The sequence below is a fragment of the Gordonia amarae NBRC 15530 genome (assembly GCF_000241345.1).
Classification (GTDB): Bacteria; Actinomycetota; Actinomycetes; order Mycobacteriales; family Mycobacteriaceae; genus Gordonia; species Gordonia amarae.
The window spans coordinates 68,612-92,886 of sequence record NZ_BAED01000004.1 but is presented as its reverse complement, the minus strand read 5'-3'; the positions used below and the strand labels follow the sequence as shown (position 1 = coordinate 92,886).

Below are 24,275 nucleotides of genomic sequence, written 5' to 3'. Positions count from 1 at the left end.
GGCGGTCATGACACGAGGGGTGTCGGCCCCTAATTCGTGAGTTGCCCGACCAATTCGGCCGCCGAGTCCACCGAGTCGAGGAGCGCACCGACGTGGGCGCGGCTGCCACGCAGCGGTTCGAGTGTCGGGATCCGCACGAGCGATTCGCCGCCCAGATCGAAGATCACCGAATCCCAGCTCGCCGCCGCGACCTCGGCACCGAACCGGCGCAGGCATTCGCCACGGAAGTAGGCGCGGGTGTTCTCCGGGGCGGAGGTGATGGCGCGGGTCACGTCGGCCTCGTCGACGAGCCGCTTCATCGAGCCGCGCGCGACCAGCCGGTTGTAGAGACCCTTGTCCAGGCGCACATCCGAATACTGCAGGTCGATCAGGTGCAGCCGCGGCGCCGACCAGGTCAGGCCCTCACGCTGCCGGAAGCCTTCGAGGAGGCGCAGCTTGGCCGGCCAGTCGAGGATATCGGCGCATTCCATCGGGTCGCGTTCGAGCTTGTCGAGCACCTCGGCCCACGTGTCGAGCACGTGCTTGGCACGGGTGTCGTCGCTGTGGTTCTGCTCGTGAAAACGGGTGCACCGCTCGAGATACTCGCGTTGCAGCGCCAAGGCGGTGAGCTCGCGTCCGTCGGTGAGGGCCACGGTCGCCTGCAGCGTCGGATCGTGGCTGATGGTGTGTACCGCGGTCACCGGGCGCGCGAGCTCGATGTCGGAGAAGTCAACCCCGGCCTCGATGAGGTCGAGCACCAGCGAGGTGGTGCCCACCTTGAGGTAGGTGGCGGTCTCGGCGAGATTCGCATCACCGATGATCACATGCAGCCGTCGGTAGCGCTCCGGGTCGGCGTGCGGTTCGTCGCGGGTGTTGATGATGCCGCGTTTGAGGGTGGTCTCCAGACCCATCTCAACCTCGATGTAGTCGGCGCGCTGCGACAGCTGGAACCCGGCCTCGTCGCCGGACTGCCCGATCCCGACCCGGCCGGAGCCGCTGATGACCTGGCGGGAGGCGAAGAACGTGGTCAGGCCGGCGATCACCGCCGTGAACGGGGTCTTGCGGTCCATCAGGTAGTTCTCGTGGGTGCCGTACGAGGCGCCTTTGCCGTCGATGTTGTTCTTGTACAGCTGCAGCTTCGGCGCGCCGGGCACGCTCGCGACGTAGCGCGCGGCGGCCTCCATCACCCGCTCACCGGCCTTGTCCCAGATCACCGCATCCAGCGGGTCGGTCACCTCGGGCGCCGAGTATTCGGGGTGGGCGTGGTCGACATACAGCCGCGCACCGTTGGTGAGGATCATGTTGGCCGCGCCGATCTCGTCGGCATCGATGATCGGCGCCGGACCGGAACCGCGGCCGAGGTCGAATCCACGGGCATCACGCAGCGGTGATTCGACCTCGTAATCCCAGCGTGTGCGCTTGGCGCGGGGAACACTCGCGGCGGCGGCATACGCCAGGACCGCCTGGGTGGACGTCATGATCGGGTTCGCGGTCGGGTCGCCGGGCGCGGAGATGCCGTACTCGACCTCGGTACCGATGATTCGCTGCATCCTTCGAGCCTAATGGCCGCGCCGATCGGATTCCGCACATGGCCGTCCGGCGCGCGCCGCCCGGGGCCGGGAAGTCCCGCGACCTTGTCGCACAGTGTTAACCGGACGGCCCTCGCATCCGGTCGCAGCAACGCCCGCGGCTCGGTAGCGTACAACCGTGTGAAAGCCTTCCGCCGGTTCACCGTTCGGGTACCACTGCCCGACTCCCTCGCCGACCTGTCCGCCCTCGCCCACAACCTGCGCTGGTCCTGGCATACGCCCACGCAGAACATCTTCGCCACGGTCGACCCCGAACTCTGGGCGGCAGACCGTGATCCGCTGCGGCTATTGTCCGAGGTCGCCCCCGAGCGGCTCGCGGAACTGTCCACCGATGCCGCATTCCTCGACAAGCTGAACGAGGCGGCCAGCGACCTCGAGTCCTATCTCGCCGACTCCGCGTGGTTCGGCGACTACTCCGGCACCCTCGACGACGATCCGACCCATTCCCCGCCCGTGGGCATCGCCTACTTCTCGATGGAGTTCGGTATCTCGGAGGTCTTGCCGATCTACTCCGGCGGCCTCGGCATCCTTGCCGGAGACCACCTCAAGGCGGCCTCGGATCTCGGGCTGCCGCTGATCGGTGTCGGGCTGTTCTACCGGTCCGGCTACTTCCGGCAGAGCCTGAGCCACGACGGGTGGCAGATCGAGCGCTACCCGGTCAACGATCCGACGGCGCTGCCGCTGACACTCCTCACCGACGGCGAGGGCGCCCCGGTGACCATCACCATCCCGATGCCCGGCAGCCGGGTGCTCACCGCCCAGATCTGGGTGGCGACCGTCGGCCGGATCCCCCTGCTGCTGCTCGACTCCGACCTCGCCGGCAACGACGAGGAACTGCGCGCGATCACCGACCGGCTTTACGGCGGCGACCAGAACCACCGCATCAAACAGGAGATCCTGCTCGGTATCGGCGGTACCCGCGCCATCCGCGAGTACGTCCGGCTCACCGGCCGCGCCCAGCCGTCGGTGTTCCACATGAATGAGGGGCACGCCGGTTTCCTCGGTGTCGAACGCATCCGGGAGCTGGTCACCGGACCCGAAGCCCTCGACTTCGACACCGCCGAGTCGGTGGTGCGCGCCTCCAACGTCTTCACCACCCACACGCCGGTGCCCGCCGGCATCGACCGCTTCCCGGTCGACCTGGTCCGCTATTACCTCGACCCCGACACCGAGGGCCGCTCACGCCTGCTCGGCGGTCTCGACACCGCCACCGTGCTCGATCTGGGCGACGAGGCCGACCCGAACATCTTCAACATGGCGCACATGGGTTTCCGGCTCGGGCAGCGCAGCAACGGTGTGTCGGAGTTGCACGGCGAGGTGAGCCGGGCGATGTTCGCCGACCTGTGGCCGGGCTTCGACGCCGACGAGGTGCCGATCGGCTCGGTCACCAACGGTGTCCACGGTCCCACCTGGGTGGCCCCGGCCTGGCAGCACCTCACCGACCCGGACTCGCCGTCGGCCGAGGCCGTGTACCGGGAACTGACCGCGGAGAAGATCTGGACCCAGCGGAACGACCTGCGTGCCGAACTGGTCGACGAGGTCCGCAGGCGGGCACTGGCCAGTGGCCGCGACCGCGGGTTCACCGACGCCGAACTCGGCTGGACCACCGACATCTTCGACCCGAACGCCCTGACCATCGGATTCGCCCGCCGCGCGGCCACCTACAAGCGTCTGACGCTGATGCTGCGGGACCCGGACCGGCTGCGCGCGATCCTCACCAACCCCGACCGGCCGGTGCAGCTGGTCATCGCGGGTAAGGCGCATCCCGCAGACGACGGCGGCAAGTCGCTCATCCAGCAGGTGGTCCGGTTCACCGAGGATCCGGACCTGCGGGACCGGATGATCTTCCTGCCCGACTACGACATCTCGATGGCCCGTCACATCTACGCGGGCTGCGACGTGTGGCTCAACAACCCGGTCCGCCCGCTCGAGGCCTGCGGCACCTCCGGCATGAAGTCCGCCCTCAACGGCGGCCTCAACCTGTCGATCCTCGACGGCTGGTGGGACGAGATGGCCGACGGCGAGAACGGATGGGCCATCGGCTCGGCCGAGGGAGTCACCGACGAACACCGTCGCGACGACCTGGAGGCCCAGGCACTCTACGAGCTGCTGGAGGAGTCGGTAATCCCGCTCTTCTACGGCCGCGACGAGGCCGGCATCCCGCAACGGTGGGTGGAGATGGTGCGCCACACCCTCGCCGAACTGGGCCCGAAGGTGCTGGCCTCACGCATGGTCCGCGACTACACGACCGCCCTGTACGCGCCTGCCGCGAGTTCGTTCGAGCTGATCTGCGCCGATGACTACGCGGGCGCCCGCGATCTGGCCGGGTTCCGCGGCCAGCTCAACCAGAGATGGGGTGCGGTGCAGATCCTGGGTGTCGAGGACTCCGGTTCCGACGCCGCGACCGCCGATCCGGAGTCGACACCGGGTGCGTCGGTGACGCTGACCGCGCACGTCGAACTCGGCGGTCTCACGCCGGAACGGGTGGCGGTGCAGGCGCTCGTCGGCAGGGTGTCCGCCGAGGGCGACATCCTCGACCCGACCATCACCGAGATGGCACCCACGGGCGGGCCGGACGCCTCGGGCCGCACCCTGTTCTCCGCGGTGGTGTCGCCGCGGCATTCGGGCAGGCACGGATACACCGCGCGGGTCCTGCCCAAGCACCCCAATCTGACAGACGACGCCGAGCTGGGTTTCGTCCGGTATCCGTCGGGTACGGCCGAGGATGCGGGACCGGGTGTGGTGATCACCGCGTCCGGGTACGGCGCCACCGGGGCGGCGGCCGTCACCTCGTCCTGAGCGGGCCGGGGCGGCCGGCCACGGGCTTACCCGCGGTTGGCCGCTCCGGGCGAGCTCTTGCGTTTGAGGGTCAGCCGGGAATAGGTGACGAACACCAGCAGCACACCCATCGCGATCAGGATCCCGTAGCTGAGGAACGCGGCGGTGGCCGTCTGCTCCCATAGCGGCTCGTCCTGGGTCTGTGGGGCCAGCGGCCCGATCTTGGTGAGATCCACCGCGATCGCGGATGCCGCATACCCCCAGCGGCCCGGGAACAGCCAGGCGAGTTGTTCGAGGCCCGCGCGACCGGCGAGGGGGAACAGACCGGCGCAGAACACCAACTGCACCATCACGACCAGAACCAGCGGCGGCATAGTCTGCTCGGCGGACTTCACCACCGCAGAGATGGTCAGACCGATCAGGGCACTGACACAGGCCAGCAGGGCGATCGCGACGAACAGTTCGAGCGACCCGACCAGGAAGAATCCGTCCTCGCTCGGCGTGCCGCGGCCGGCGTAGGTGATGGCGAGCATCACGCCGGCCTGCAGAACGGCGATCACGAAGAACACGATGATCTTGGCACCCAGATACGACGACGGACGCAGGCCGACGGCACGTTCCCGCTCGTAGATTGCCCGTTCGCTGACCAGGTCGCGCACCGTCAGCGCCGCACCCATGAACATCGCACCGAGGACGAGCACCACCAGGATCTGCACGGCCTCGCCGGGGTTGTCGGCGTTGTTCAAGCTCAGCCCCTTGTCGCCCGGGATGACGAGGGTGAGCAGCCCCAGCACCAGCGGCAGCACTCCGAGGAACACCAGATAGCCGCGGTCGGCAAAGATCAGCCGCACCTGCCTGCGGCCGATGGTGCTGATCTGCCGCACCATGCTGGTCTGTGGCGCCCGGATGGGTTTGCCGCTACGCGGTGCCGGTGGAGCGGGTGGTGTGGGGATCCGTCCCGACTGGTAGCGCGAGGCCGCCACGTCCGGGGAGGAGGCGACGAACTCGAAGATCTCGGCCCAGTCGTTGGTGCCCATCGCCGCGATCACGTTCGAGGGCGCCGGCGAACCGCAATAGGCGGTCTTGCCGCCCGGCGCGAGCAGCAGCACCTGGTCGCACATCGACAGGTAGCTCAGCGAGTGCGTCACCACCAGCACCCGCGGCCCGCGTTGGCGAGCAGCCTCAGCGTCTTCATCACCTGCCGGTCGAGGGCGGGGTCGAGACCGGAGGTCGGTTCGTCGAGGATCAGCAGCGACGGCCCGGTCAGCAGTTCCATCGCGACGGAGGCGCGTTTACGCTGGCCACCGGACAGTTTGTCGACACGGGTGTCGAGGTGTTCGGTCAGCTGCAGCTCGGCGAGCACACCCATGATGACCTGGTCGCGGTCAGCTTTCGACGAGTCGGTGGGCAGCCGCAGTTCGGCCGCGTACCGCAACGCCTCACGCAGGGTGAGCTTCATGTGCAGCACGTCGTCCTGCGGCACCATCCCGATACGGGTGCGCAACGCCTCATACTCTTCGTGGACATTGCGGCCCTCGAACGTCACATATCCGGCGGTGGGGTTGGCCAGGCCGGCGACGATCTTCGACATCGTCGACTTACCGGCACCCGACGGCCCGATGATGGCGGTCAGAGTGCCCGGGGCCGCGTTGAACGAGACATTCTGCAGGAGCTGTTTGCCGCCGTCGACCGTCAGTCCCACCGCGGTGACCTGCACGCCGTCGGCGACGACGGACTCCTCCTGGCCGCGCAGCAGATTGCCACGGCTGACCACGAAGTCGCTGTTACCGATGGTGACGACGTCGTTCTCACGCAACACGGCCCGGCTGATGCGAGAGCCGTTGACGAAGGTGCCATTGACGCTGTGCAGGTCCTCCAGGACCAGGCCCTCACCGACCTGCGACAACCGCGCGTGGTGGCGGGAAGCCAGGACGTCGTTGACGACGATGTCGTTGTCGGGGGTGCGGCCGATGGTGCGGGCCGGTCCGCCGACGCTGACAGTGATGGTTTCCCGACGCGGCTGCTGGTGGGGCGGCGGCATCTGCGCCTGCCTCGGCGCCTGCTCCGGGATGACCTCGACGACCGGGCCGGTATTGGGGTCACCGAGCCGCAACTGTACCGGTCCGCTGATCGGGAACTCCGCGAGCCGGCGGCCGTTGACGAAGTAGCCGTTGGTGCTTCCGGCGTCGATGACCGCCCAGTGGTTGCCGCGCCACACGAACGCCAGGTGCCGCCGCGAGACCAGCGGATGGTTGACGACGATATCGTTCTCGGGTGTTCGGCCCAACGTCGTCTGGGGGGCACCGCCGAGGCGGAAGACCTGCCCGTTGACGTTCACCCGGCATGGCAGCAATCCCTGGGGAGTGGTCATCACGCGATGACTCTAATGCCTGATTCCCGGCCGGGCGACAGATCGTCGTACAAGCGGACTACGAACGGCGTGCCGCACACGCGAACGCCCCGGGTTCCGTCCCGTCGCAGGTGAGGGAACCCGGAGCGTTCACGTGCGGTTGTCCTACAGGTACTGGCCTGTGTTGGTCTCGGTGTCGATGGCCCGGCTGGCGCCGGAGTTCTTGCCCGTGACCAGCGTGCGGATGTACACGATCCGCTCGCCCTTCTTGCCCGAGATCCGGGCCCAGTCGTCGGGGTTGGTGGTGTTGGGCAGGTCCTCGTTCTCGGCGAACTCGTCGAGGATCGAGTCGAACAGGTGCTGCACCCGCAGACCCGGCTGGCCGCTGTCGAGCTGCGACTTGATGGCGTACTTCTTGGCCCGGTCGACGACATTCTGGATCATCGCGCCCGAGTTGAAGTCCTTGAAGTACATGACCTCTTTGTCGCCATTGGCGTAGGTGACCTCGAGGAACCTGTTGTCCTCGCTCTCGGCGTACATCCGGTCAACGACCCGCTCGATCATCGCGCGGATGCAGGCCGCCTTGTCGCCGCCGAACTCGTTCAGATCATCGTCGTGGACCGGCAGCGCATCGACCAGGTACTTGGAGAAGATGTCCTGCGCCGACTCGGCGTCGGGCCGCTCGATCTTGATTTTCACGTCCAGACGGCCGGGCCGCAGGATGGCCGGGTCGATCATGTCCTCACGGTTGGAGGCACCGATAACGATGACGTTTTCCAGGCCCTCGACACCGTCGATCTCACTGAGCAACTGCGGCACGACGGTGGTCTCCACGTCGGAGGACACACCCGAGCCACGGGTCCGGAAGATCGAGTCCATCTCATCGAAGAACACGATCACCGGGGTGCCCTCGGAGGCCTTCTCGCGGGCCCGCTGGAAGATCAGCCGGATGTGCCGTTCGGTCTCACCGACGAACTTGTTGAGCAGCTCGGGACCCTTGATGTTGAGGAAGTACGACTTGGCCTCGTTGGCGTCGTCACCGCGGACCTCGGCGATCTTCTTGGCCAGCGAGTTGGCGACGGCCTTCGCGATGAGCGTCTTACCGCACCCGGGCGGGCCGTACAGCAGCACGCCCTTGGGCGGGCGCAGCGCGTACTCCCGGAACAGGTCCTTGTGCAGGAACGGCAGTTCGACGGCGTCACGGATCTGCTCGATCTGCCGGCCGAGACCGCCGATGTCCTCGTAACCCACGTCGGGAACCTCTTCGAGGACCAGGTCCTCGACCTCGGCCTTGGGGACGCGTTCGAACGCGAAACCGGCCTTGGTGTCCACGAGCAGCGAGTCGCCGGGCCGGAGTTTACGGCCCGGTCCGTCGACATCGCCTTCCATCGAACCGACCAGCGGTTCGGCGAGCCAGACGACGCGCTCCTCGTCGGCGTGGCCGACGACCAGGGCGCGTTTACCGTCGGCGAGCACCTCACGCAGTGTGCTGATCTCGCCGACCGAGTCGAACTCGCAGGCCTCGACGATGGTCAGTGCCTCGTTCAGGCGCAGCGTCTGGCCCTTGTCGAGGATGTCGGTGTCGATGTTGGGCGAGCACGACAGCCGCATCTTGCGGCCCGAGGTGAACACGTCGACGGTGCCGTCGGGGTACACATCGAGCAGGACACCGTAGCCGCTCGGCGGCTGGCCGAGCCTGTCGACCTCCTCGCGCAGGGCGATGAGTTGCTGACGCGCTTCTTTCAGCGTTTCGAGGAGCTTGGCGTTACGTACCGTCAGCGAGTCGACCCGCTGCTGCAGTTCACGATCACGATTGGCATCCGTTCCCGACGCCGCTGTCGGCGAATAAGCCGGGACAAACGAGTCCCCGGAGTTCGACGTCCTGGCCTCGGCGGCCCGGTTTGCATTGTCATGACGGTCAGATTCGGTCATTGCTGACTCCTCTCCCCGGCAGCACACTCGAGTGATGCACCGTGACTCCACGCTACCGGGGTGCGGCGCGCAATGCTTTGCGCGGCACACCTTACGGTCCGGTTGCGGGGTTAAATGTGTGTCGCCGCGGCGTATGCGTGATGTTTCCCCGGTGAACACCCGGAGCCGGTAAAGATGTCAGCCTTTGGTCGGGCGCCGTTGGGGACGCAGGGTGGTCGTTCCGTCGGCCAGCCGCCGGGCGGTGATCAGAAAAGCAGTGTGACCTTGCATTCTGTGTTCGGGACGCACGGCCAGACCGACCGCGCTCCATTCGCGCACCATCGACTCCCAGGCCCGCGGTTCGGTCCAGCATTCCTGGTCCCGCAGCGATTCCATCGCTCGCGACAGCTGGGTGACGGTGGCGACGTAGATCACCAGAACTCCACCTGGTTTCAATGTCCGGCGCACCACGTCGAGGGGTTCCCACGGGGCGAGCATGTCCAGAATGATGCGGTCGTACTGGTCTGCCGGGTCGTGGTTGGCGAGATCGTCGACCACCAGCCGCCAGTTGTCGGGGGCGCCCCCGAAGAAGGTCTCGACGTTGCGCTGGGCATGTTCGGCGTGGTCCTCGCGCACCTCGTATGAGCGGACCTCTCCTTCGGCACCGACCGCCCGCAGGAGGGAACACGTCAGCGCGCCGGATCCGGCGCCGGCCTCCAGCACCCGCGCTCCGGGAAAGATGTCGCCCTCGGTGACGATCTGGGCCGAGTCCTTCGGGTAGATCACCTGCGCGCCGCGCGGCATCGACAGCACGTAGTCGACGAGCAGCGGCCGCAGCGCCAGGTACTGGGTGCCGCTGGTGGCCGAGACGATAGAGCCCTCGGGCGCCCCGATGAGGTCGTCGTGGCTGATCGCGCCGCGGTGGGTGTGGAATTGTTTGCCCTCTTCGAGAACCACGGTGAACTTGCGACCCTTGGCGTCGGTGAGTTGTACACGGTCACCGACGGTGAACGGGCCGGTCGCGCGCATAAGTGGTGAATCCCTTCGTCTGCCCCGGCCCTTTGTGGGGCCGTGAAGCGTGAGTGTCCGCACGACATTGTCACAGCCGGGGCCTAACCTGCCAATGTGACCACCGCCGTCGACCGTCCAGCCGACAACTCACCCGGGTTATCCGACCCGGGGGGCACCGACGCCCGCGGGATCGTCGGCCGTCCCCTCGCGCTGTCCCCGTCGCGGGCTGCCGATTTCAAACAGTGCCCGCTGCTGTACCGGTACCGGACGATCGACCGTTTCCCCGAGACCCCTACTCCGGCGCAGACCAAGGGCACGGTGGTGCATGCCGCACTGGAGAACCTGTTCGACATGCCGGCCGATCTACGGACCCGCGAATCGGCGGAACTACTCGTCGAGGGGGCGTGGGCGGCGTTGTGTGAGGGCGATCCGTCGTTGCATGAGGTGGTCGGTCCCGAGGCCGCCGACGAGTTCATCGCCTCAGCTCAGAAACTGATCGCCACCTATTACTCGATGGAGAACCCCACCGCGTTCGACGCGGCGTCGTGCGAGGAGTACCTGGAGGTGCACTCGGCCGAGCTGCCGCTGCGCGGGTTCGTCGATCGCATCGACGTCGCCCCGACCGGCGAGGTCAGGGTCGTCGACTACAAGACGGGGCGGTCGCCGGGCGAGACCGGCGAGGCGCGGGCCCTGTTCCAGATGAAGTTCTACGCGCTGGCGTTGTGGCGGGACCGTGGTGTGGTGCCCGACCGGCTGCAATTGATGTATCTCGCCGACGGCCAGCAACTCACCTACACCCCGGACGAGGCCGAGCTGCAACGGTTCGAACGCACACTCACCGCCATCTGGACGGCGATCCGCGAGGCGGTGGTCACCGGTGACTTCCGGCCCCAGAAGTCCTGGTTGTGCCGGTTCTGCGAGCACAAGGCCCGGTGCCCGGAGTTCGGCGGCACCGTCCCCGGCTACCCCGGTCCCCCACCCGGATTCGACTGAGGTGATACGTCCTACAGTTCAGGGCGTGGACTTCAGCAGCTACTACGAGCCCGTCGGCGACGGCGCACCCGACGAGGACGGCTTCGAATACTTCCGGCCGACGCAGGCGACGCAGAGCGTGTGGTCGCCGGCCCTGCAGCACGGGGGCCCGCCGTCGGGGCTGATGGTGCGGTCGCTGACCCGGCACAGTCCCGATCCCACCCAGCACTACACCCGGATCACCACCGACATCCTGGGGGCGATCGGTTTCGGCATCAACCGGGTCCGGACCCGCGTCGACCGGCCGGGCCGCCAGATCTCGATGCTCTCGACCGACCTGGAGGTGCAGCAGCCCGACGGCTCGTACCGCCTGGTGGGCCGCACGTCGGCGTGGCGGATGCGCACCGCCGACACCACCGAGGCCGCGCACTCACCGCGCGAACCGTATCCCCACCCCGACACCGTCGATGCCGGACCGGGCGTGCGGGCCCATGACGCCGGCGTCGACTGGGGTTCGATCGGGTTTCTCGCGACCGTCGTCTCGGCCAACCTGCCATCGGCCAACGGTGCGACCGATGCGTACTGGATCCGTCCGTCGCTGCCTCTGGTGGCCGGTGAACAGACCACCGACATCGAGTCGATCTTCACCGTCCTCGATATCGCCAACGGGGTGGGCACCACCTTGCAGCCCTTCGAGTGGTCGTGGATGAACACCGACACCACGGTGCATCTGACCCACGAGCCGACCGGGCCGTGGATCGGCATCGACGCCGAGATGACCCGCGGCGACGCCGGTTACGGCGCCACCTTTGCCGACCTGTTCGACGTGAACGGATACCTGGGCAGGTCGGCGCAGACGGTGCTGCTGGTCAAGAACTGAGGTTGCCGAGTCCCGGGCGCCGGCGCCGGCCGATGCGCGCTTGTTCGTCGGTTGAACGGCGGAATCGCCGGTCGGCACCGATCCGTCCTCTCGTGGCATGCCTAGGCTCGATGCCATGTCGGTGCGGGTGATCGTGGCGGCGATTGCCGCCCTCGTCTCGGGTGCCACCCTGTGGTTTCCGTGGTGGCGGGCCGACGATGCGCCCTGGGTGGTCACCGCTCGGGTGCTTCGTGGTGATCCGGCGACGTCTCCGGGGTGGGAGGTCGTCGGGAAGCCGGCGGCGCTCCTGCTGGTGGTGGTGCCGTTCCTGGTGGTCGCGGCGCTGCGGCGGCGCGGCGCCCTCGCCGCGGCCGGTATCTGTGCCGGTGCCGCGATCATGACCGGGCTGGCCGCACACGCGCTGATCGGCGTCGACGTGACGCCCGCTCCCATCGTGGCGTTGGTGTGCGGTCTCGTCTCCGGGGCGCTGGCGATCGGACCGGCCGCGACGTGTGCGCCGGCTCGTGCCCTCGCGGTCGTCGCGGTGATCGCGGTGGCGCTGGTGGCCGTGGTCCTTCCCCTGCCCTCGCGCGGGTCGGTGGCCGCGCCACCCGCGGTTCCGGCAGCGTTCGAGCGCGTGACCGCGGCGGGATTCGACACCGATCCGGAAGGAATCCGCGGATTGGTGACACCGAGTCTGCAATCGCGGCTCGGCCTGCTGTCGGGCCGGCCGGTCCTCTATGACGGTGACACGATGACAGCGGTGGGCGACGACGGCCGGACCCGGATTCTGATGCGGACCGAACGACGCACCGCCCGCATTCTCGGTACGTACCGGGACTCGATCGCCGTTCAGGCGGGTACCGATGTCACCGTGATCGACGGTGACGGTTCGGTCAGCACCCTCGGCTCCGTGGCGACCGCCGGTGACATCGGCACTGACGGCACCGTGTGGATGCGTGCACTCGATGGTTCGGTCCGCGTCGGGCAGCTCGCCTCCGGCCTCCCCGCCGACGCCGGGCAATTGCCTTCGATCACACCCGCGGTCACCGACGTCGCCGGTCTGGTGCCCAGCGCGGCCGGCGCGCTAAGGTCCCGTCGCGCCGGAAGCTATGGCTACCGGCTCGAACTCCTGACACCGGACGGAACCGTGACCCGGCTCGCCGGGGCGGCCGACGAGTCGTGCGGCTCCACCTCCGATCCCGTCCGCAGCTATTTCGCCGGTGAGCCGGTCGCACAGCCCGACGGAAAGGGCGGATGGTGGATCGCCCACGAGGTCGACCGGACCACCAGGGTCAGCCATGTCGACGCGGCAGGAGTGCAGAGTCGGATCGCCGATCCGCTGCCTGGCCTGACCCGCGGCATGACGGTCGACGCGGACAGCTCGGTCCTGCTATACCTGATGCACGGTGCGTACGACTCGTTCCAGGTGGTGCGCACCACGACGGAGCAGCTCTCGCCGCTGAAACCTCCCGCCGATACCTGTCTGGCCGATGTGCCCCGGCTGGCACCGCCGCTGCGGACCGTGCCGGTCGCGGGACCGGCGGCCCGCTATCCGATCGCGCCCCTCGACCTCGGCGGAACGTACGTGAGCAGCAGGGCCGGTCAGGACACCTGGACCATCTTCGACGCGAACGGTACCGAACGGGCATCCTGGCGGCACGCCCCGATCCGCAATGTCGGCGGGTCCCCGATCTCCGATGGCATGGGCGGACTCTGGTGGCTCGAGGAGTCCGGGCGCCCGGCCACCGGCACCTCGCCGTCGGGCGCCGGTGATGACCCGCACCTGACCGTTGAGGCCTCGTACAACCTCACGCTCACCCACGGTGAGCCAGGCAGAGCGCCGGTGCGGCTCGCGCTGGATCCGACGACGTTCGGCTCCGCCGCACTGATTCCCGATGTGCGGGCAACCGGACGTCCCCTGCTGTTGTCGTCAGACGGGTTGTGGCGGGTGAGTGATCGCGGCTCCCTTGCTCGCGTGGCGAGCGGCGAGGTCGTCGACGCCGTCCGGGCAACCGACGGGGCGCTGTGGGTGGCCACCTGGAACACCGTCGAGCGGATCACCGGCACCACTCGAACCACGGTCGTCGGTCCGCGCGAGAAGAGCGGGAACCGATCACGGACTGTGGCACCTGTCGGGATTCAGTTGGCGCACGGCGTCCGGCCAGGTGCCGTCGTGCCGCGCTCTCCCCAGCTCGTGGCTGCCACCGACGGTGCTGTCTGGGTGATCGCCGACCACATCGTGCTGCGGGCGGACCGCTCCGGCGCGGTATCCCTCGCGGCGCAGGACGAGGTGAACACCTCACGCCGGATCTATCCGGTGCCCGGCGGCGCACTCGTCCTGGACACTGCGCCGCTGAATCGATGGTCGCGCCTGGTCACCGACACACGCTCCCCCGGGATCAGCCCCAGCTCTTGGCCTGTTCCACGATGAAGCCGGCCAGGATCAGCGCACTGCCGCCCACCTCGCCGACGATCAGCGCGACCATAAAGGCGGCAGTCTCCGGGTGCAGCGGTTTCAGCTGATTCTCGGTGTCCCGTTTCCAGCCGTGCAGACAGTACGAGGCGATCGCCGCCACGAAGAAGAACACCACCACGCCCAGCGCCGTCACATTGAGCCAGGTGGGCCATGCGCTGAACTGCACGAAGGCGGCGAGCAGGCCGGTCGCGAACGAGTACATCAGGGCCGCCCGGTGCGCGATATCGACGTAGATGTGTGCCTGTCCCTGAGGGCTGCGGGCGATCTGCCGGAACTTCCAGGTACCGAGCAGCAGAGCCCACAGGAAGATCAGCCCGGCCAGGATCAATGCCACTTGCGCGGATACCGTCAGCGTCATCGGCACACCGTAGCCGCACGGGTCTCACAGGCAACGACAGCCCCCGGAATCGTTCCGCTGGCACAGCGTGGGTTTTCCGCAGCGGATGCCCGGCAAACGTCGGATATCCCACTCCCCGGCCGGTCCTACTTGGTAGTAGCGCGGATCACCCACACAATGGGGTACTCAAAGGGTCACATCCGGCCACCGGTTCGGTGACAGATCTGTCCCGGTAAGACGACGACGTGGGGAATGGAGCGAGTAGACGATGTTCAGCAGAATCGCCATCGTGAACCGTGGCGAGGCAGCCATGCGACTGATACACGCGGTGCGAGACCTCGCCGCCGAGACGGGCACGACGATCGAGACGATCGCGCTTTACACCGACGTCGACCGCAACGCGACATTTGTGCGCGAGGCCGACATCACCTACGACCTCGGCCCCGCGTCGGCGCGCCCGTACATCGACCTCAAGGCACTGGAGCAGGCCCTCGTCGCGACCCGCGCCGAAGCCGCCTGGGTCGGTTGGGGATTCGTCGCCGAGGACCCGGCGTTCGCCGAACTGTGCGCCCAGATCGGCGTCACCTTCATCGGACCGAGTCCCGAGGCGATGCGCAAACTCGGCGACAAGATCGGTGGTAAGCAGATCGCCGAGTCGGTGGGTGTCCCGGTCGCTCCGTGGAGCGGCGGCGCCGTCGACACGCTCGAGGACGCCATCGCCGCGGCCAACACCATCGGCTACCCGATGATGCTCAAGGCCACCGCCGGTGGTGGTGGTCGCGGTATCCGCGTCATCACCCAGGAAAGCGACCTGGTGGAGGCGTACGAGCGGACCCGGCAGGAGGCCGCGCGGTCGTTCGGCAGCAGCGTCGTGTTCCTCGAACGCATGGTGTCCGGTGGACGTCATGTCGAGGTGCAGGTCATCGCCGACGGTCAGGGCACCGCGTGGGCGCTCGGCGTGCGTGACTGCTCCATCCAGCGCCGCAACCAGAAGGTCATCGAGGAGTCCGCGTCCGTCGTCCTGCGGCCCGACCAGGTCACCCAGCTCAAGGAATCGGCCGAACGTCTCGCCGTGGCCGTCGGCTACTCCGGTGCCGCCACCGTCGAGTTCCTGTACCACCCGGGCGACGAACTCTTCGCGTTCCTGGAGGTCAACACCCGCCTGCAGGTGGAGCATTCGGTCACCGAGCTCACCACCGGTGTCGACCTGGTGCGCGCCCAGATCTGGGTGGCCTCCGGCAACAAGCTCGAGGGCACCCCGCCCGCCGAACGCGGACACGCCGTCGAGGCCCGTCTCAATGCCGAGGACCCGGACCGCGATTTCGCGCCCGCACCCGGCCGCATCGCGATGCTCGACCTGCCCGCGGGCCCCGGTGTCCGCGTAGACACCGGTGTCAGCGAGGGCGACACCATCCCCGCCGACTTCGATTCGATGATCGCCAAGATCATCGCCTACGGATCGGACCGTGAGCAGGCCATGGGCCGGCTGCGCCGCGCCATGACCGAGACCCGCGTCATCATCGAGGGCGGCGCCACCAACAAGGGCTTCGTGCTCGATCTGCTCGATCAGCCCGAGGTGATCGACGGGTCCGCCGACACCGGCTGGATCGACCGTGTCCGCGGTGAGGGCCGGCTGGTATCCCACCGGCACATCGGTGTCGCGCTCGCGCTCGCGGCGATCGAGATCTACGAGGAGGACGAGCAGGCCGAACAGCATCGCCTGCTCACCACCGCCGCCGGCGGGCGGCCCCAGGTCCAGCACCACAGCGGCCGCCCCCTCGATCTCAAACTGCGCGGTGCGACCTACCGGGTGCGTGCCACCCGGGTCGGCGCCAACCGCTTCCGTATCGGCATCGACGCCGGCGGCCAGACCCAGACCGCCGATATCGATCTGCACCGCTTCGACCGCCACTCGGGCCAGATCCGCGTCAACGGGGTCCGCCATCGCGTCACCACCGGCACCCACGGCCCCGTCCACCTGATCGAGGTCGACGGCATCACCCACCGCGTCAGCCGTGACGAGGGAGGTGTCCTGCGCGCCCCCGCCCCCGCACTGGTGGTCGCCACCCCGCTGGAGGTCGGCGCCGAAGTCGAGGCCGGTGATCCGGTGCTGGTCCTGGAGAGCATGAAGATGGAGACGGTGCTGCGGGCACCGTTCCGCGCCCGGCTCACCGACTGCGTGGTGACCGTCGGCTCGCAGGTCGAGTCCGGTGCTCCCCTGCTCCGGCTGGAGGAACTGTCCGACGGCGACGACGAGGACAGCGCCGATTCGGCGCCGTCGACGCAGGCCGAGCTGGACCTGCCGGAAACCGCCGGTGGACGCAGCTCCGACGAACTGCTGGTCCGTCATCAGGAAGACCTGCGCAGCCTGCTGCTCGGCTACGACGCGGGCCCGCACGACGGGAAGATCGTCGTCGACGATTATGTGGCCGCACGTAGCGCCGCCACCGCCGACGGTCATCGGCAGATCGCCGCCGAACTCGACCTCATCGAGGTGTTCACCGATCTCGCCGACCTGACCAACATCGGGCCGTCGGACCGGTACCGGCAGAGCACCGAGGACGACGACGGCCTGGGCCACGTGCACAGCGCCCGTGAGTACTTCCACACGTACCTGCGGAGCCTCGACGTCGAACGCGCCGGCCTGCCCGAGTCGTTCCGCAGCACCCTGACCAAGGCACTGCGCCACTACGGGGTCACCGAACTCGACCGCACCCCCGAGCTGGAATCGAGCGTGTACCGGATCTTCCTGGCGCACCAGCGTTCGGATGCGGCCGATCGCCAGCCGGGCACCGTCGGGGTGGTCACCACCCTACTGCGCGAATGGCTGAAGGAGCCCGTGCCGGACAGTGCCATCGCAGGTTCGGTCGCCGTCGCCCTGGAACGGGTCGTCGGGGTCACCCAGGTCCGCTTCCCCCGGATCGCTGACCTGGCCCGCGGGGTGGCCTACGCGTGGTTCGCGCTGCCGGTGCTGCGCCGTGATCGTGCCCGCGTGTACACCGATGTGCGTAAGTCGCTGCTGTATCTGGACCAGCACCCCGATGCCGCCGACCGCGCCGAACGGATCGCGCGGATGGTCCCGAGCACCCAGCCGCTCGTACGCTTGCTCGCCCAGCGCCTGGCCCGCGGCAACTACGACAACTCGCCGATGCTCGAGGTCCTCACCCGCCGCTACTACGGCAACAAGGGACTGACCGACCTGCGGGTCCGCGACATCGCCGGATGCAACGTCGTGGTCGCCGACCGCCAGAACGTCACCGTCGCCTCGGTCGCCGTCAACTACGGCGCTCTCGATGCCGCTGTCCGCGGCCTCATCGAACTCGCCTCGTCGAGTTCGGTTCCGGTTGTCGCCGACATCTACCTCAGCTGGGAACGCCAGCCCGCGTCCTTCGACGAGATGGTGGCCGCGCTGCACGAGATCGTGTCGGCACGCCCGATTCCCGAGCAGCTGCAACGGATCACCGCCACGGTCGCGGGTACCGGCAGCACCGTGATGCACCATCACTTCACGTTCCGGCCGTCACTGTCGGGACTCACCGAGGACCGGCTGATCCGTGGTCTGCACCCGCATATCGCCCAGCGCATGCAGATGGAGCGGCTGCACAAGTTCGATCTCACGCGGCTGCGGTCCACCGACGACGAAGAGATCTACCTGTTCCGCGCCGTCGCCAAGGAGAACCCCTCCGACGACCGGCTGATTGCATTTGCCCAGGTCCGCGACCTGACCCCGCTCCGAGATCAGGACGCCAACCTGCTCGTCTACCCGACCGCCGAGCGGACCATCGCCACCTGCCTGGACTCGATCCGCCGTGCCCACGCCCGGCGTCCCGCGGCCACCCGGTTCAGCACCAACCGCATGGTGCTGTACGTGTGGCCGCCGATCACCGCCACCGCCGCCGAGCTGCAGGGCATCGCCGACCGCGTGCTGCCCACCACGGCGGGTGCGGGTCTGGAGGAGATCCTCATCATCGGCCGCAGGCCGGACGAGGAGACCGGTGAGCTGGTCAAGACGGCGATCCACCTGAGCTTCGACGCGGCCGGCAATGCCGTCGTCGAGTACGACATCCCGATCGGGGAACCGGTCGAGCCCATCGACGCCTACCGGCAGAAGGTGCTGCGTGCCGCCGCCCGCGGCAACGTCTACCCGTACGAGCTGGTGGATCTGCTGGGTGATTTCACCGAGCACGATCTGGCCGACGACGGCACCCTGGTCCCGGTGGACCGGCCGAAGGGCCTCAACAAGGCCGCGATCGTCGCCGGTCTGGTGACCACCGCCACAGCCAAGTACCCCGACGGCATCACCCGTGTGGTGCTGCTCGGCGACCCGACCAAGGCGCTCGGCGCACTGTCCGAGCAGGAATGCCGCCGGGTCATCGCCGCCCTGGAACTGGCCGAGGAGCGCAACATTCCACTGGAATGGTATTCGCTGTCGGCGGGCGCCCGGGTGTCGATGGAATCGGGCACCGAGAACATGGACTGGGTGGCCGCGGCCCTCAAGAAGATCGTCGAGTTCACCCAGGACGGCCGCGAGATCAACATCGTTGTCGCGGGCATCAATGTCGGCGCACAACCGTACTGGAACGCCGAGGCGACGATGCTGATGCACACCAAGGGCATCCTGGTGATGACGCCTGAGTCGGCGATGGTGCTCACCGGCAAGCAGGCGCTCGACTTCTCGGGCGGTGTGTCCGCGGAGGACAACTTCGGCATCGGCGGCTACGACCGCGTGATGGGACCCAACGGTCAGGCCCAGTACTGGGCCCCGAATCTCACCGCGGCCCGCGACATCCTGATGTCGCACTACGACCACACCTATGTGGTCCCCGGCGAGAGCACACCGCGCAGCGCAGTCACCGCCGACCCGTCCGACCGCGACGTCAGCGGGTTCCCGCATGTGCTGGCCGGCAGCGATTTCACCACCGTCGGCGACATCTTCTCGGCTACCGCCAACCCGGACCGCAAGAAGCCGTTCGATATCCGCACAGTGATGCGCGCCGTGGCCGACCAGGATCATCCGGTGCTCGAGCGCTGGGCGGACATGGCGGATGCGGAGACGTCGGTGGTCACCGACGCCCACCTGGCCGGTAAGCCCGTGTGTCTCATCGGTATCGAGTCGAAGGCCGTGCCGCGCACCGGTTTCCCGCCGTCGGACGGTCCGGACACCTACACCGCGGGCACGCTGTTCCCCAACTCGTCGAAGAAGACGGCCCGGGCCATCAACGCAGCGAGCGGCAACCGGCCGCTGGTGGTGCTGGCCAACCTGTCGGGCTTCGACGGTTCACCGGAGTCGATGCGCAAGCTGCAGTTGGAGTACGGCGCCGAGATCGGCAGGGCCATCGTCAATTTCGACGGCCCCATCGCGTTCTGTGTGATCTCGCGCTACCACGGCGGTGCGTTCGTGGTGTTCTCCAAGACGCTCAATCCGCGGATGACGGTGCTGGCCGTCGACGGTTCGTTCGCGTCGGTCCTCGGTGGTGCCCCGGCCGCGGCCGCGGTGTTCGGCGGCGAGGTGTCGCACCGGACCGCCGCCGATCCGCGGGTACAGGAACTGCGGACCCGCACCGAGAACGCCGAGGGCGCCGAACGCACCCTGCTCGAGGCCGACCTGGAGGACATGCGGTCGTCGGTGCGGGCCGAGAAGCTCGGTGAGGTGGCCGCGGAGTTCGACAAGATCCACAGCATCCGCCGCGCCGTCGAGGTCGGTTCGGTGGACGCGGTGATCCCGGCCGCCGAACTGCGGCCCCGGATCATCGCCGCGCTGGGCGACTGAGTTTCGTGATCCTCACACCTCAGCCAGTCGGTTGAGGTGTGAGGAGCGCAAGCGACGAGCCTCGAAACCGTCGACGGGGCGTCGTCGGGTGTTTCCGGTCAGAAGCGGCAGGAACGGATGTCGGTGGCCAGGATCGCCTTGGCGCCGAGTTCGGCCAGCTCGTCCATCAGGTTCTGGTGCTGCTTGCGCGGCACCATCGCGCGCACAGCCACCCAGTCGGGATCGGCCATCGGGGCGACGGTCGGTGACTCGATGCCGGGGGTGATCGCCGAGGCCTGTTCGAGAAGTGAGCGGGGGCAGTCGTAGTCGATCATCACGTACTGCTGGCCGATCACCACGCCCTGCACGCGGGCGATGAACTGGCGTGCCGCCTTATCCGGTTCGACGCCGGCACGGGAGATCAGCACCGCCTCCGAGTCGCACAGTGTGTCACCGAACGCGACGAGCCCATGTTGACGCAGGGTGCGTCCGGAGCCGACGACGTCGGCGATGGCGTCGGCCACACCGAGCTGGATCGAGATCTCGACGGCACCGTCGAGGCGGATGATCTCGGCGGTGAAACCGCGGTCGGCGAGGTCGCGGCGTACCAGGTTGGGGTACGAGGTGGCGATCCGCTTGCCGGCGAGATCATCAACGGTCCATTCCTGCCCGGCCGGGGCGGCATAGCGGAACGTGGACGACCCGAATCCCATCGAGATCTGTTCGTCGACGGCGGCGCCGGAATCGCCGGCGAGGTCGCGGCCGGTGATGCCCAGGTCCAGGGTGCCCTGGCCGACGTAGATGGCGATGTCCTTGGGCCGTAGGAAGAAGAACTCGACATCGTTGGTGTTGTCGAGAACCGTGAGGTCTTTGCTGTCGGAACGTTTCCGGTAGCCGGCCTCGGCAAGCACTGCCGAGGCGGATTCGCTGAGGGAGCCCTTGTTGGGCACTGCCACACGCAACATGGTGGGTAGATCCTTTGACGAGGTGGGACTGTGAAAGGTGTTGGGGCCTATCGGTTCACAGATGTCGGTAAACGTCGTCGAGGGTCAGTCCGCGTTTGATCATCATCACCTGCAGCCAGTACACGAGCTGGGAGATCTCCTCACCGAGCGACTCGTCGGATTCGTGTTCGGCGGCCAGCCACACCTCACCGGCCTCTTCGATGATCTTCTTGCCCAGGGTGTGGATTCCGGAGTCGAGGGCGGCGACGGTGCCGCTCCCCTCGGGGCGGCTGACGGCCTTGTCACTGAGTTCGGCGAACAGCTCCTCGAATGTCTTCACGGGGCGCTATTCTTCCACGCCGCCGGTGACCGGTCCTAATGGATATGCTGATGTTCGCCGGTCCAGGCGGTGACCAGATCGTCGAACGTGATGCCGGTCAGCGTCGTCCGGAAGCTGCGCAGCGCCCCCTTCGGGATGGGGACCGCCGACGGGATCACCAGCGTCGGGCAGCCCGCGGTGGTGGCGGCGACGGTCCCTGTCGGGGAGTCCTCGACGGCCAGGCATTCGCCGGGGTGCCGGCCGGCCAGTTCGGCGGCACGCAGATACGGGAACGGCTGTGGTTTGCCGGCGGCTACCTCGTCAGAGCAGACGGTGGCGGTGAACCGGTGCCTGCCGAGGGTGTCGAGCGCCACCTCGGTGAGTTCGCGGATCGTGTTGGTGACCAGCACCGACGGGATCTCGAGGTCGACGAGCAGATCGAGGATCTCCGCGGCACCGGGCCGCCACGGCAGTCCCTCGCCGAACAGCACCTTCACCCGGTCGATGATCCACCGGCTGTCCCCGGCGAGGTCACGGTCGCCGGGGGCGAGGTCGGCGGCGTCGTGCACCTTGCCGATGGCGTCGGGCAGCGAGTTGCCGAGGGTCGATTCACGCAGAGCCGGGCTCATCGTGATGCCGTGCCGCAGCGTGAACTCCTCGACCGCGATGTCCCAGATCGGTTCGGAGTCCAGCAAGGTGCCGTCCATGTCCCACAGGATGGCGGCCGGTGCCACGGGTGCGGTGCTCATCTGCCCCATCATCCCCGAGATGGCCGTGGTGTTCCCAAACATGCCGGTCACCGTGACGCCGATTGGCCTGCCGGGCGCCTTACTCTTGCCTGCCATGGAGACCACTCCCACCCAGATCCGTGATCGTCTCGGGTTGCTCGCCGACCTGGCGTGTGGCTTCCTGGAGTCCGGCCAGTCCGGGTGGAGCACCAAGCAGGTGCTTTCGGATGACGCACAGGCGCTGGGTCTCGACGGGTTCCACTGCACCACTGTCGGACGGGTGGTGATCGTCGAGGCGCATCTGCCCGACGGTTCCAACGTCACCGTCACCACGTGCGCCGACGCCCTCGACCTCATCGACTGTGGACGGTCGTTGCGACTGCACCGGCTTGCCGCACGCCTCCGTGATGCCGGCGATCAGGCAGCGGACCGCCTCGACGACCTGCGTCAGGAGGTCCGGGACCTGCGTGCCGCCGTCGCGCCGTGGTGGGCGGTCACCGTCGGCACCACGTTGCTGGCGTTCGTGATCGCCATGCAGCTGGGCGTTGGCTGGCAGGCGTGGGTGACGGCAAGCGCCGTTCAGGTCGTCACCGCTCTCGCCGGGCAGCTTCTGGGCCGCCTTCATCTGCCGCATCTGTTCACCATCGCCGTGCAGAGTTCGGTTGCCGGCGCAGTCGCGACCGTGCTCGTGAAGGCCGGTGCCGTCGACCCGGTGGGTGCGGCGGCGGCCATCGCGGTGAACTGGCTGCTGCTGATCCCGTTGCCGCAGATCATCGGGGCGATGAATGACATCATCGACGCCGACTACCTCACCGCGGTCACCCGCACCGGTAGTGTCGCGGTCACCGGGCTCGGTATCACGATCGGCGGTGCGCTCACCTTCCAGCTCGGCGAGCTCCTGCACATGGAGCATCCGCTGCTCGATGAACTGCCCGGGCTGCCCTGGTACTTCGCGTTGGTGTTCTCCGCACTCGGGGCGATCGGCAATGCCCTCGCCAACGGCGGGTGGCTCAAGCTCCTGGTCCCGGCGACCGTCATCGGAGTGATCACCGGGGCTGCGAATCAGGCGTTGTCGGTGGCAGCCGGGTTCAACACCCTGTGGGCCAACGCGGGCGCCGCGATCGTCCTGGGTGCGGTGTCGATGGTCATGGCCCGCCGCACCGGATACCCGCAGCATGTGTTCGCGCTGATGGGGATCACCGGCGCCCTGCTGCCCGGCATCGCCGTCGTCTCGGGGATCCTGCTTCAGATGGGCGGGCAGTCGGGCGCCGCCCAGTTCGGCAGCGCGGCGACCATCTGTGTGGCGCTGGGCACCGGCGTCGCGTTCGGCGCGTTCCTCACCCAACGGCTGCTCCGCCTGCCTGCGCAGCCCTGACCCCACCCATTTGCGTGGACGACACCGCGCGGGCTGGTACTAGCATCGGGTCATGTCAGGTCACCCGCCGGTGAAACCACCACCTGTCGTGGTCACGTTGCGTGTGGTGACCGTGCTTGCCGGTTCGTTGCTCTTCGGTGTCAGCGCATTGGTGTCGCTGCTGTTTCTCGGCCTGAGCGGCATGTGCACCGATGATTTCGATGACAGCGACTGCACGGCCTGGCAGCTGCAGGCCCTGATCCCGGTCGGAATCGGCGCCGCGGTCCTGGTCCTGGCTCTCGGCACACTGGTCACCCGGCGCACAGCGGTGGTGAAGTCGCTCGCCGCCATCGTGGGTGTGATCACCGCACTCGGAGTGATCGCCCTGGGATTGCTGTTCACCAGCTGACCGATTTCCCGGTTGGTGACCGCCCGTGATCGCCGGATCCTCATAGGCGGCCGTCACCCCAGCAATAGACTTTGCCGTCTGCCACCGCGCATGTCATCGAGGAGTTCGTGGACACCGCGGTCACACCCGATATTCCTGGAACCCGGGTGGGAGCCGGCCGGTAGATATTCGTCCCATCCCCGATCTCCCCGTAGTCGTTGCTCCCCCAGCAGTACAGTCCGCCGCCGGAAATGGCACAAGAGGTGCCGTGACTCGTGGCAACAGCTTCGGGCTGTGACAGTCCGCCGACCCGCGTCGGCGACTCCGTGTCGTTGTCCTGCCCGTCGTCGCTGAATCCCCAGCAGTACAGCCCACCGGCGATCGCGCAACTGGTAAACCCTGTCATCGACTTTCCGGACGCGGAGGCGGTGATTCCGCGCCGGCCCGGGGTGTTGGTCGATTGCCGACGACTGCCCGAGCACTTCGCGGCGGCCTGGGTTGGGTTCTTCCGGTCGATCGCCAGTATCC

At 67.9% G+C, this 24,275-nt stretch carries 15 protein-coding genes and 1 pseudogene; 7 read left to right on the top strand and 9 right to left on the bottom strand.

Features of this window, described 5'->3' with window-relative positions; all coding sequences use genetic code 11:
- Positions 1–29 precede the first annotated feature (29 nt).
- Positions 30–1,529, bottom strand: coding sequence for a depupylase/deamidase Dop (gene dop / locus GOAMR_RS01590; protein WP_005181823.1), 1,500 nt, complete (start codon positions 1,527–1,529; stop codon positions 30–32).
- 159 nt (positions 1,530–1,688) lie between these two features.
- On the opposite strand from dop, the gene glgP reads away from it, so the two are divergent.
- Positions 1,689–4,367 carry an alpha-glucan family phosphorylase gene (gene glgP / locus GOAMR_RS01585; protein ID WP_050942549.1) on the top strand — a complete coding sequence of 893 codons (2,679 nt, stop codon included), beginning with the start codon at positions 1,689–1,691 and terminating at the stop codon, positions 4,365–4,367.
- Between the two features lie 26 nt (positions 4,368–4,393).
- On the opposite strand, the pseudogene GOAMR_RS01580 reads toward glgP, so the two are convergent.
- From GOAMR_RS01580 to GOAMR_RS01570, 3 genes and pseudogenes are all read right to left on the bottom strand, one after another.
- A pseudogene (locus GOAMR_RS01580) lies at positions 4,394–6,717 on the bottom strand (FHA domain-containing protein).
- Positions 6,718–6,861: 144 nt separating this feature from the next.
- Positions 6,862–8,628 (bottom strand): proteasome ATPase, encoded by a 1,767-nt coding sequence (gene arc / locus GOAMR_RS01575; RefSeq protein WP_005181813.1) that lies wholly within the window; start codon positions 8,626–8,628, stop codon positions 6,862–6,864.
- Positions 8,629–8,805: 177 nt separating this feature from the next.
- A complete protein-coding gene (locus GOAMR_RS01570) occupies positions 8,806–9,636 on the bottom strand; it encodes a tRNA (adenine-N1)-methyltransferase (protein WP_005181810.1) in 831 nt (276 codons plus the stop codon).
- Between the two features lie 96 nt (positions 9,637–9,732).
- On the opposite strand from GOAMR_RS01570, the gene GOAMR_RS01565 reads away from it, so the two are divergent.
- The 3 genes from GOAMR_RS01565 to GOAMR_RS01555 all read left to right on the top strand — a co-directional run bounded on the left by GOAMR_RS01565 (position 9,733) and on the right by GOAMR_RS01555 (position 13,883).
- Entirely contained in the window at positions 9,733–10,611 is an 879-nt protein-coding gene (locus GOAMR_RS01565; RefSeq protein ID WP_005181807.1) for a RecB family exonuclease, read from the top strand.
- A gap of 25 nt (positions 10,612–10,636) precedes the next feature.
- Positions 10,637–11,470, top strand: coding sequence for a thioesterase family protein (locus GOAMR_RS01560; RefSeq protein ID WP_005181804.1), 834 nt, complete (start codon positions 10,637–10,639; stop codon positions 11,468–11,470).
- Positions 11,471–11,567: 97 nt separating this feature from the next.
- The gene (locus GOAMR_RS01555; RefSeq protein WP_138943541.1) at positions 11,568–13,883 is read left to right on the top strand and encodes a hypothetical protein; all 2,316 of its coding nucleotides are present in this window, start codon (positions 11,568–11,570) and stop codon (positions 13,881–13,883) included.
- Here the strand turns inward: GOAMR_RS01555 and GOAMR_RS01550 are convergent.
- The gene (locus tag GOAMR_RS01550) at positions 13,852–14,286 is read right to left on the bottom strand and encodes a hypothetical protein (RefSeq protein ID WP_005181794.1); all 435 of its coding nucleotides are present in this window, start codon (positions 14,284–14,286) and stop codon (positions 13,852–13,854) included. The genes GOAMR_RS01555 and GOAMR_RS01550 overlap by 32 nt on opposite strands.
- Before the next feature lie 247 nt (positions 14,287–14,533).
- On the opposite strand from GOAMR_RS01550, the gene GOAMR_RS01545 reads away from it, so the two are divergent.
- Entirely contained in the window at positions 14,534–20,035 is a 5,502-nt protein-coding gene (locus tag GOAMR_RS01545; protein WP_005181792.1) for an ATP-binding protein, read from the top strand.
- A 98-nt stretch (positions 20,036–20,133) separates the two neighbouring features.
- Here the strand turns inward: GOAMR_RS01545 and hisG are convergent, their stop codons facing one another.
- Genes hisG through GOAMR_RS01530 form a run of 3 tightly spaced genes read right to left on the bottom strand, consistent with a single transcriptional unit; the run spans position 20,134 to position 22,026 of the window.
- On the bottom strand, positions 20,134–20,979 hold the full coding sequence (gene hisG / locus GOAMR_RS01540; RefSeq protein WP_005181789.1) for an ATP phosphoribosyltransferase: 846 nt from the start codon (positions 20,977–20,979) through the stop codon (positions 20,134–20,136).
- A 55-nt stretch (positions 20,980–21,034) separates the two neighbouring features.
- On the bottom strand, positions 21,035–21,298 hold the full coding sequence (locus tag GOAMR_RS01535; RefSeq protein ID WP_005181787.1) for a phosphoribosyl-ATP diphosphatase: 264 nt from the start codon (positions 21,296–21,298) through the stop codon (positions 21,035–21,037).
- Positions 21,299–21,333: 35 nt separating this feature from the next.
- Positions 21,334–22,026, bottom strand: coding sequence for an HAD family hydrolase (locus GOAMR_RS01530; RefSeq protein ID WP_244427214.1), 693 nt, complete (start codon positions 22,024–22,026; stop codon positions 21,334–21,336).
- A gap of 94 nt (positions 22,027–22,120) precedes the next feature.
- Here GOAMR_RS01530 and GOAMR_RS01525 point away from each other — a divergent pair, with 94 nt between their 5' ends.
- Entirely contained in the window at positions 22,121–23,380 is a 1,260-nt protein-coding gene (locus GOAMR_RS01525; RefSeq protein ID WP_005181775.1) for a threonine/serine exporter family protein, read from the top strand.
- A gap of 52 nt (positions 23,381–23,432) precedes the next feature.
- Positions 23,433–23,768: a hypothetical protein gene (locus tag GOAMR_RS01520; RefSeq protein WP_138943539.1), complete on the top strand. Its 336-nt coding sequence runs from the start codon at positions 23,433–23,435 to the stop codon at positions 23,766–23,768.
- A gap of 40 nt (positions 23,769–23,808) precedes the next feature.
- Here GOAMR_RS01520 and GOAMR_RS25840 read toward each other — a convergent pair whose 3' ends face one another.
- On the bottom strand, positions 23,809–24,153 hold the full coding sequence (locus GOAMR_RS25840; protein ID WP_373278749.1) for an RCC1 domain-containing protein: 345 nt from the start codon (positions 24,151–24,153) through the stop codon (positions 23,809–23,811).
- Positions 24,154–24,275 lie beyond the last annotated feature (122 nt).